The sequence below is a fragment of the Aquabacterium sp. UBA2148 genome (genome assembly GCF_002328915.1).
Taxonomy (GTDB): domain Bacteria; phylum Pseudomonadota; class Gammaproteobacteria; order Burkholderiales; family Burkholderiaceae_C; genus Aquabacterium; species Aquabacterium parvum.
Genome location: NZ_DCXA01000075.1, coordinates 2,532 through 10,368, shown reverse-complemented (window position 1 = coordinate 10,368; position 7,837 = coordinate 2,532). Strand labels below are relative to the sequence as shown.

Below are 7,837 nucleotides of genomic sequence, written 5' to 3'. Positions count from 1 at the left end.
GGGCCTGGCGGCCTGGGCGTGCGCCGACACGGGCGTCAAGGCAACGAGGCTGGTCAGCAGGGGGGCGCTGAGCAGGGTGCCGGCTGAGCCGAGGAGCGCGCCCAGGGTGGCGCGGCGAGTGGGGTGACAGCGGGGCATGGTGTAGATCCAGGGGCTGTGACAAGGAGCCTGGATTCTACCGGTTGAGCGAGGCCAGCCGTTCCGGCGTGCCCACGTCCGTCCATTCGCCGGTGTGAACCCGCCCGCTCAGCCGGCCGCTGTCGATGGCGCGGTCGAAGCAGGGGCGCAAAGCGGCCTTCTCGCCCACGGTCACGCCATCGACCATGCCCGGTCGGTAGAGCCCGATGGTCGAGTAGGTGAAGGTGGGCGTGCCTTCTGGCGCGCTGCCCTTGTGGTGGATGCGACCGGTGGCGTCGAGCGCGAAGTCGCCTTGCGGCACATGGGCCGGGTTGGGCACGAGCCACAGCTGGGCCAAGTCGGGTTGGCCGGTGGGCGACGCCTTCTCGTTGTCGGCGAAGGCCTGCGCCACCTGCGCGTCGAACTTCAAGCCCGGCACGAACACATCACCCGCCAGTACCCAGAAAGCACGCTCGCCCCCCGCCGCTTCGGCCAGCAGCGGCAAGGCCTTGGCGATGCCGCCCGCTGTCTCCAGCGCACCGCCGTGCTCGGCCCGCTCGTGCGAGTAGCGGATGCGCAGGCCCCATGCGCTGCCGTCGCCCAGCGCGGGCTCGAACTGCTCTTCCAGGTAGGCGGTGTTGATGACCACATCGCGCACGCCGTCGCGCGCCAGGGCTTCGAGGTGCCACACGATGAGCGGCTTGCCGCGCACCTTCAGCAGGGGCTTGGGGCAGGTGTCGGTGAGCGGGCGCATGCGCTCGCCGCGTCCGGCAGCGAGGATGAGGGCGGGCAGGTTGGCGGTCATGGCGGGCAAGGGCGTGCGTCAGGCGGTGGCTTCTTCGAAAACCACCACGTGGCTCATGTCCAGGCGGATGCCGATGGCTTCGCCGATGGCGTGGTCGTGGTGCGAGGGCACCATCGAGAGCACCTCGGTGCCGTCGGCCAGGGCCAGGGTGTAGAGGAACTCGGCGCCCTTGAAGGCCTTGTGCACCACGCGGGCCTGGATGGGGCTGGCGTCGTCGTGCACCACGTCGTCGGGGCGCAGCAGCACGTTCACGCGGGTGCCAGGGGTGAACGGCATGCGGTCATCGGTGAAGAAGGTGGCTTGATCGCCTTGCACCTCGCCCACCTCCAGGCGCAGTCGGTGGTCGTCGAGCACGCGGGCGGGCACGAAGGCGCCCTGGCCCACGAAGTCGGCCACGCGCCGGTTGGCGGGCTGGTGATAGAGCGCGTAGGCGGTGTCCCACTGCTGCAGCTGGCCATCGGCGAGCACACCCACCACATCGGCCATGGCAAAGGCCTCGTGCTGGTCGTGGGTGACGAGCACGGCGGTGGTTTGCGTGGCCTTGAGGATGTCGCGCACCTCCCCAGCCAGGCGTTCGCGCAGCGCCACGTCGAGGTTGGAGAAGGGCTCGTCGAGCAGCAGCACGGCGGGCTGGGGCGCCAGGGCGCGGGCCAGGGCCACGCGCTGTTGCTGGCCGCCCGACAGCTCGTGTGGGTAGCGGCGCGCGGCGTGGGCCAGGCCCACCGTTTCCAGCATCTCGGTGATGCGGCGATCGCCGTCCGAGCGACCCCGCAGGCCGAAGCCCACGTTCTGGGCCACCGTCAGGTGCGGGAACAGGGCGTAGTCCTGAAAGACCATGCCGATGCGGCGTTGCTCGGGGGGCACGATGCGGCCTGGCCGGCTCAGCGTGCGGCCGTCCAGCGAGATGCGCCCTGCGGTGATGGGCTCGAAACCCGCCAGGGCGCGCAGCACCGAGGTCTTGCCGCAGCCAGAGGGCCCCAGCAGGCAGGCGATGGCGCCTTGCGGCAGCGAGAACGACAGCTGCTCGACGATGGCCTTGTTGCCGTACTGCAGGGCCAGGTCTTGCACGACCAGCCAGGGCGGCCCTTCAGGTGGGACGGGCGTGTGGTGGTGGTCGGGCAGGGTCGGCATGTGAGGCTGGGAAGGTGGCGGTTCGAGACCGCCGTCGGCAAGGCGCTGGGTAGCGATGATAATTCTCACTCACACCATGACCCTGGCCACCACGCTTTCTTCGTCCGTCCGTCACCGCATGCCCTCGCGCTGGCTGGTGGCCCTCGCCTTGCTGGTGGGGGCCCTGGTGGCCTTGCCGGTGCTGGCTGTGCTGATGCAGGTGCTCTCGCCCAGCGACACGGGCGACACCTGGTCACACCTGGCCTCCACGGTGTTGCCCGACTACCTGTGGTCCACCCTGTGGCTGTGCCTGGGCGTGGGCCTGGGCACGGCGAGCATGGGCGTGGGGGCGGCCTGGCTGGTCACGCGCTACGACTTCCCCTTGCGCGGGGCGCTGGAGTGGGCGCTGGTGCTGCCGCTGGCCGTGCCGGGCTACGTGATGGCCTACACCTACACCGACCTGCTGCAGTTCGTGGGGCCGGTGCAGACCGGCTTGCGCGAGGCCTTCGGCTGGAGCCGCGCCGATTACTGGTTCCCCGACGTGCGCTCGCTGGGTGGCGCGGTGGTGCTGTTCTCGCTGGTGCTCTACCCGTATGTGTACATGCTGGCGCGCACCGCCTTCCTGGAGCGTGCGGGCGGCATGCTGGAGGTCGGGCGCGTGCTGGGCCTGGGGCCCTGGGGCAGCTTCTTTCGGGTGTCGCTGCCGCTGGCCAGGCCAGCCATTGCGGCGGGCGTGTCGCTGGCCCTGATGGAGACCCTGGCCGATTTCGGCGCCGTGTCCTTCTTCGGCGTGCAAACCTTCACCACCGGCATCTACCGCGCCTGGTTCTCGTTGGGCGACCGCGTGGCCGCTGCGCAGCTGGCTTCGGCCCTGCTCGGCTTTGTCATCCTGGTGCTGGCGTTCGAGCGCATCTCGCGCGGTCGGGCTCGCTTTCACGACACCACCTTGCGCCGCTCACGCCTGAGCGGCATCCGCGTGGGCGGCTGGCGGGCTGTTCTGGCGGTGGTGGCTTGCTTGGTGCCCGTGCTGGCGGGCTTCCTGCTGCCGGCCGGCATCTTGCTGCACATGTCGCTGAGCCAGGGCGATGCCCAGTTCGGCCCGCGCTTCATCGAATTGGCGCGCAACAGCGTCACCGTGTCGGGCCTGACCGCGTTCATTGCCGTGACGCTGGCGGTGCTGCTGGCCTACGCGGCGCGCCTGCAGCCGCACTGGCTGGTGCAGCTGACGCACCGCCTGGGCGGCCTGGGCTATGCGCTGCCCGGCACGGTCATCGCCGTCGGGGTGCTGATCCCCGTCACCCGGGTGGACAACGTGCTGACCACCTGGCTGGAGCAGGCCGTGGGCTGGCAAGGTGGCCTGGTGCTCACTGGGGGCATTGCCGGTCTGGTTTACGCCTGCGTGGTGCGCTTCCTGACGCCAGCCGTTCAGTCGGTGGACGCGGGCTTGCTCAAGGTCACGCCCAACATGGACCACGCGGCGCGCAGCCTGGGGCTCACGCCCGCGGCCACCCTGCGACGCGTGCACTTCCCGCTGTTGCGCGGCAGCCTGCTGACGGCGCTGCTGCTCGTGTTCATCGACGTCATGAAGGAGCTACCCGCCACGCTGGTGATGCGGCCTTTCAACTTCGACACGCTGGCCACGCAGGCCTACACGCTGGCGTCCGACGAGCGCCTGGCCGAGGCCTCGACCGCAGCGCTGACCATCGTGGTGGTGGGGCTGCTGCCGCTGATCGTGCTTTCCCGAGAGATCGCGCGCAGCCGCTTGCCCGGGGGCGGGCGCTGAGCCTGGTTCATGCAGCAGGTCAGCGCGTGAACCGATGGCCTGAGCCAGGCTGGCCCAGGCCTGCCCAGCGCTTCAACGCCAGCCCGCGCGGTCGTACAGCTTCTGGGCCTTGGCCGCGTTCTTGGCCAGCTCACCCACGTTGATGTCGTCGGGCTTGAAGCTGCCCAGCGTGGTCAGCGCCGGGTTGTTCAGCTTGACCGAAGCCACCGCCGGCCACTCGTTGTTGCCGTCTGCGAAGTAGGCCTGGGCCTGGTCGCTGCTGAGGTACTCCAGGAACTTGACGGCTGCGGCCTTGTTCGGCGCCGTCTTGATGATGCCGGCGCCCGAGACGTTGATGTGCGTGCCCCAGGTCTGCTGGTTGGGCCAGACCACGCCGAGGGCCTCGACCACCTTGCGGTCTTCGGGCTTGGACGAGCGCATCAGGCGGGCCAGGTAGTAGCTGTTGGAGATGGTCACACCGCATTCGCCAGCGGCCACGGCCTTGAGCTGGTCGGTGTCGCCACCCTTGGGAGCGCGCGCGAAGTTCTGCACCAGGCCACGGGCCCAGGCTTCGGCTTGCTGCTCGCCCTGGTGGGCAATGAAGGCACCGCCCAGCGACAGGTTGTAGGGGTGCGAGCCCGAGCGCACGCACACCTGGCCCTTCAGGCGCGGGTGGGCCAGGTCACCGTAGCTCTGCACCCACTCGGCCTTGACGGCCTGCTTGTTGTAGGCGATGAGGCGAGCGCGCGTCGAGAAGGCGATCCAGTTGGGCGTGCGCAGCTTGGCCGGGATGCGCTGGTCCAGCACCTTGGATTGGATGGGGGCGAACAGACCAGCCTGGTCGGCGACTTCCAGGCGCGCGGCATCGACCGTGATCAGGATGTCGGCCGGCGACTTGGCGCCTTCGTTCTTGATGCGCTCGAGCAGCTCGTCTTCCTTGCCGTCCAGGCGGTTGACCTTGATGCCGGTCTGCTTGGTGAAGTTGGCATACAGGGCCTCGTCGGTCTGGTAGTGGCGGGCCGAGTAGATGTTGAGGACCTTGTCGTCGGCCTGGGCAATGGAAGCCGAGAAGGCCAAGGCAGCGAGGGCGAGCACACTGAGGCGAGGCAGCAAGTTAACCATGGAGCGCATTCCTGATTCGTGGATGTGAAAAAGCCCGCAGGCCGGGGCCGGCAACAAGGCCGACGGCTCGCGAGCTTACACGATAGCGAGAATGATTCGCATTGATATCCAGCAAGCCGGCGGGTCATTGCCGCCGTTGCGCGCGCCCGCCGTTCCGGCTGTCCTCAAACTGACCTCGGTTGGCGGTCAAGCCGCCTTCAGGCTGAACCGGTTGGCCCGGCGGAAGGTGCCGAAGTCGTTGAAGCGCACGCCCATCTCGCGCATCACCTGGTGAGCGATGCCGGCGTTCCATTGGCGGATGTAGAAGGGCTCTTTCACCGCGAAGTGGTGGATGGCGTGGGTGCTGCCGAAGTTGAAGCAGAACAGCTGCATCGGCACCAGCCACCAGGGGTTGAGCACCTGGCACTGCTGCATGGCGTTGCGGGCTTCGACATCACCGTAGTAATGCATGTTCGAGCTGATGAAGTGCAGGCAGAAGGTTCGCAGCAGGCAGGGCAGGGCGTAGACCACACCGAAGATGTCCAGGCCAGCCATCAACTGCGGCATCCACTGCGGCCAGGGGATGTCCATGCCCAGCAGCGGCGCGGTGAACATCACCGCGTGCAGCACCACCCAGGCGTGGAAGCTGGTGTAGTAAATGTGGCCGATGGGCATGTAGGCCATGGCTTGTTCCAGCGCCAGGCGGCGCGCTTCGCTTGCGTTGGCAGGCTTTTGCGCCTTGATGAACTTCGCGGTGGCGCGGCGCATCTCGAAGGGTCGCAGGGCCACGGCCAGCATGTTGTCGCCGGTCATCAAGAGGCGGCGCAGGCCCCAGGGCGTGCCGTTGGTGATGCCACGCTCTTCCAGGTCGGACTCGGTGCCCGAGAACTTGTGGTGGTGCAGGTGCAGCTTGCGGCGCACGAAGGGGCTCACGGTCGAGGCCCGCGCCAGCCACCCCACCAGCAGCATCAGGCTGTTCGCCCAGGGCTTACTGCGAAAGTACATCTGGTGGATGAGGTCGTGCTCGAGTTCGTGGATGAAGGACGCGAAGATGGTCACGGCCGGCACGCACACCCACCAGGGGATCAGGCCGTCGATGTAGGCCCAGCCGCTGGCAACCATGCCCAGCAGCGAGCAGATCATGATGGCCGCGCCAATGGCGTCCTGGTGGCGCAGCCAGGGATGGTGCGCGCGCAGGTCTTCACCGGCTTTGAGCACCACGGTGCGGATGTGCTCGGACTTTTGAGCGTCGCTCATGCGGCGCGGCTCCAGCGACTTGGGGGACAACTTCTTGCTCATGTGCTCCTCGTGGGCGCCTTCTTTGGCGCTTGCTTGGGCCTCGCCACGAACGTGTCGTGGGCGCGGCGCAGCGTTTCCTTGACGAAGCTCAAGCGTAAGGAGTCGGCGTTTTCAGCGTGAGGGGCGCGCGGGCCTGAAACTTGTCATTTCGGGCCACGACCGGCCGCCAACCTGTCTCGCCAGGCCTTGGGCGACAGGCCTGTCCACTTGCCGAAGGCGCGCGCAAAGTTGGCCGGATCGGCGTAACCCACGGCATCGGCCACTTGCTTGATGGCGAGCTGCGGGTCGGCCAACAGGCGCTCGGCATCGCGTTGGCGCACTTCGTCCAGCAGCCCCTGGAAGGAGCAACCTTCGGCCTGCAAGCGGCGCTTGAGGGTGCGCTCCGACACGTGCAGTCGCTCGGCGACCTCGGCCAGCTCGGGGTAGCGGCCACCCTCGCAACGCAGGCGCTCGATCACCTGGCCACGGGTGCCATGGGCCGCAGCCTGGCGAGACATTTCCTGCTCGCAGCGTTCGATGGCCAGTTGCACGCTGACCGGGTCGGCCGTGGCGATCGGCTCGTCGAGCATGCGCGCGGGGAAGTGGATTTCGATGGCGCGCTGGTTGAAGCTGAAGGGCGGCAGCCGGTCACGGTAGCGCGCGTAGGCCTCAGGCTCGGCGTGCGGCACGTGGATGCGGCTGGTCCAGCCGAAGGTGGCCGGGTCCTGCCCCCGCACCTTGGCAAACAGGCTGCACAACTCGACCACGGCCAGGTCCATCACGAAGGCGCGGTAAGGCCCCAGGGGAACGGTCTCGCGCAGCTCGATGACGACCTCGTCGCCGCGCACCGTCATCTCGTTGCTGAAGATGGGCACGCGGGCGCGGAAGTAGCGCTCGCTGAACTCGATGGCTTCGCGCAAGGTGGCGCAACTGATCAGCCCGAAGCCCACGAAGCCGTGTTTGGTGACCTGGCTGCGCAGCCCCAGCTCATAGGCCAGGCCATGGTCGGGGTCGGCGCGCATGGCGTTGACCAGCAGCACGGCGTACTGCCAGGCGTCGATCTGCGCGTGTTGACCCCGCAGCTCGTCCTCGGTCAGGCGTGTGCCGGACAGCATGGCCTCCTTCGCATGGCCGCGCTCGAGCATCAGCGTCAACAGGGACAGCGCATAGGCCGCAGGGATGCGGGCGGTGAGCGAAGACGGTGAGGGCAGGGTGGGCGATGGCATCGGGCCGGATTCTATGCACCTCGGCTCAACCGCCCGGCGAAGACAACCACGTCAGCAAAGCGCCTTCTTCCATCGGGTGCGCGAACAGCCAGCCCTGGCCCTCGTCGCACCCCATGGCCTGCAGCATGGCGTGTTGGGCCTGTGTTTCCACGCCTTCTGCGATCACCTGCATGCCCAGCAGCTGCCCCAGCTGCACCACCATGCGCGCGATGCGGCTGTCGTGCTCGATCTCGGCGATGAAGCTGCGGTCGATCTTCAGGCGCTGGGCCTGGAGGTGGCGCAGCACGCTCAGCGAAGAAAAACCCGTGCCGAAGTCGTCGATGGCCACGCTCAGGCCCAGGGCCCGGATGTCCTGCAGGCGTTGCTGGATCAGGGTGAGGTCGTCGGCGGCCATCGATTCCGTGATCTCGAGCTCGATGGCGCCGGGCGCCACTCCGG

The 7,837-nt window shown here is 68.2% G+C and carries 7 protein-coding genes; 1 reads left to right on the top strand and 6 read right to left on the bottom strand.

Features of this window, described 5'->3' with window-relative positions; all coding sequences use genetic code 11:
• Positions 1 to 175: 175 nt before the first annotated feature.
• Both murU and B2W70_RS04045 read right to left on the bottom strand, forming a co-directional pair.
• Positions 176 to 922 (bottom strand): N-acetylmuramate alpha-1-phosphate uridylyltransferase MurU, encoded by a 747-nt coding sequence (gene murU / locus B2W70_RS04050; RefSeq protein ID WP_286743111.1) that lies wholly within the window; start codon positions 920 to 922, stop codon positions 176 to 178.
• A gap of 18 nt (positions 923 to 940) precedes the next feature.
• Positions 941 to 2,053 carry an ABC transporter ATP-binding protein gene (locus tag B2W70_RS04045; RefSeq protein WP_286743108.1) on the bottom strand — a complete coding sequence of 371 codons (1,113 nt, stop codon included), beginning with the start codon at positions 2,051 to 2,053 and terminating at the stop codon, positions 941 to 943.
• Between the two features lie 76 nt (positions 2,054 to 2,129).
• On the opposite strand from B2W70_RS04045, the gene B2W70_RS04040 reads away from it, so the two are divergent.
• Positions 2,130 to 3,815, top strand: coding sequence for an ABC transporter permease (locus B2W70_RS04040; protein ID WP_414631025.1), 1,686 nt, complete (start codon positions 2,130 to 2,132; stop codon positions 3,813 to 3,815).
• Between the two features lie 72 nt (positions 3,816 to 3,887).
• On the opposite strand, the gene B2W70_RS04035 is transcribed toward B2W70_RS04040, so the two are convergent.
• The 4 genes from B2W70_RS04035 to B2W70_RS04020 all read right to left on the bottom strand — a co-directional run.
• Positions 3,888 to 4,916: a Fe(3+) ABC transporter substrate-binding protein gene (locus tag B2W70_RS04035; protein WP_414631024.1), complete on the bottom strand. Its 1,029-nt coding sequence runs from the start codon at positions 4,914 to 4,916 to the stop codon at positions 3,888 to 3,890.
• Positions 4,917 to 5,102: 186 nt separating this feature from the next.
• Entirely contained in the window at positions 5,103 to 6,194 is a 1,092-nt protein-coding gene (locus B2W70_RS04030) for a fatty acid desaturase (protein WP_286743104.1), read from the bottom strand.
• A 143-nt stretch (positions 6,195 to 6,337) separates the two neighbouring features.
• Positions 6,338 to 7,399, bottom strand: coding sequence for an AraC family transcriptional regulator (locus B2W70_RS04025; protein WP_286743102.1), 1,062 nt, complete (start codon positions 7,397 to 7,399; stop codon positions 6,338 to 6,340).
• Positions 7,400 to 7,424: 25 nt separating this feature from the next.
• Positions 7,425 to 7,837 (bottom strand): EAL domain-containing protein (locus B2W70_RS04020; RefSeq protein WP_286743100.1); only part of this gene is annotated, 413 nt, incomplete at its 5' end.

Coding starts and splice junctions, on each gene's coding strand:
- murU (WP_286743111.1), bottom strand. CDS start 922: ATGACCGCCAACCTGCCCGCCCTCATCCTCGCTGCCGGACGCGGCGAG.
- B2W70_RS04045 (WP_286743108.1), bottom strand. CDS start 2,053: ATGCCGACCCTGCCCGACCACCACCACACGCCCGTCCCACCTGAAGGG.
- B2W70_RS04040 (WP_414631025.1), top strand. CDS start 2,130: ATGACCCTGGCCACCACGCTTTCTTCGTCCGTCCGTCACCGCATGCCC.
- B2W70_RS04035 (WP_414631024.1), bottom strand. CDS start 4,916: ATGGTTAACTTGCTGCCTCGCCTCAGTGTGCTCGCCCTCGCTGCCTTG.
- B2W70_RS04030 (WP_286743104.1), bottom strand. CDS start 6,194: ATGAGCAAGAAGTTGTCCCCCAAGTCGCTGGAGCCGCGCCGCATGAGC.
- B2W70_RS04025 (WP_286743102.1), bottom strand. CDS start 7,399: ATGCCATCGCCCACCCTGCCCTCACCGTCTTCGCTCACCGCCCGCATC.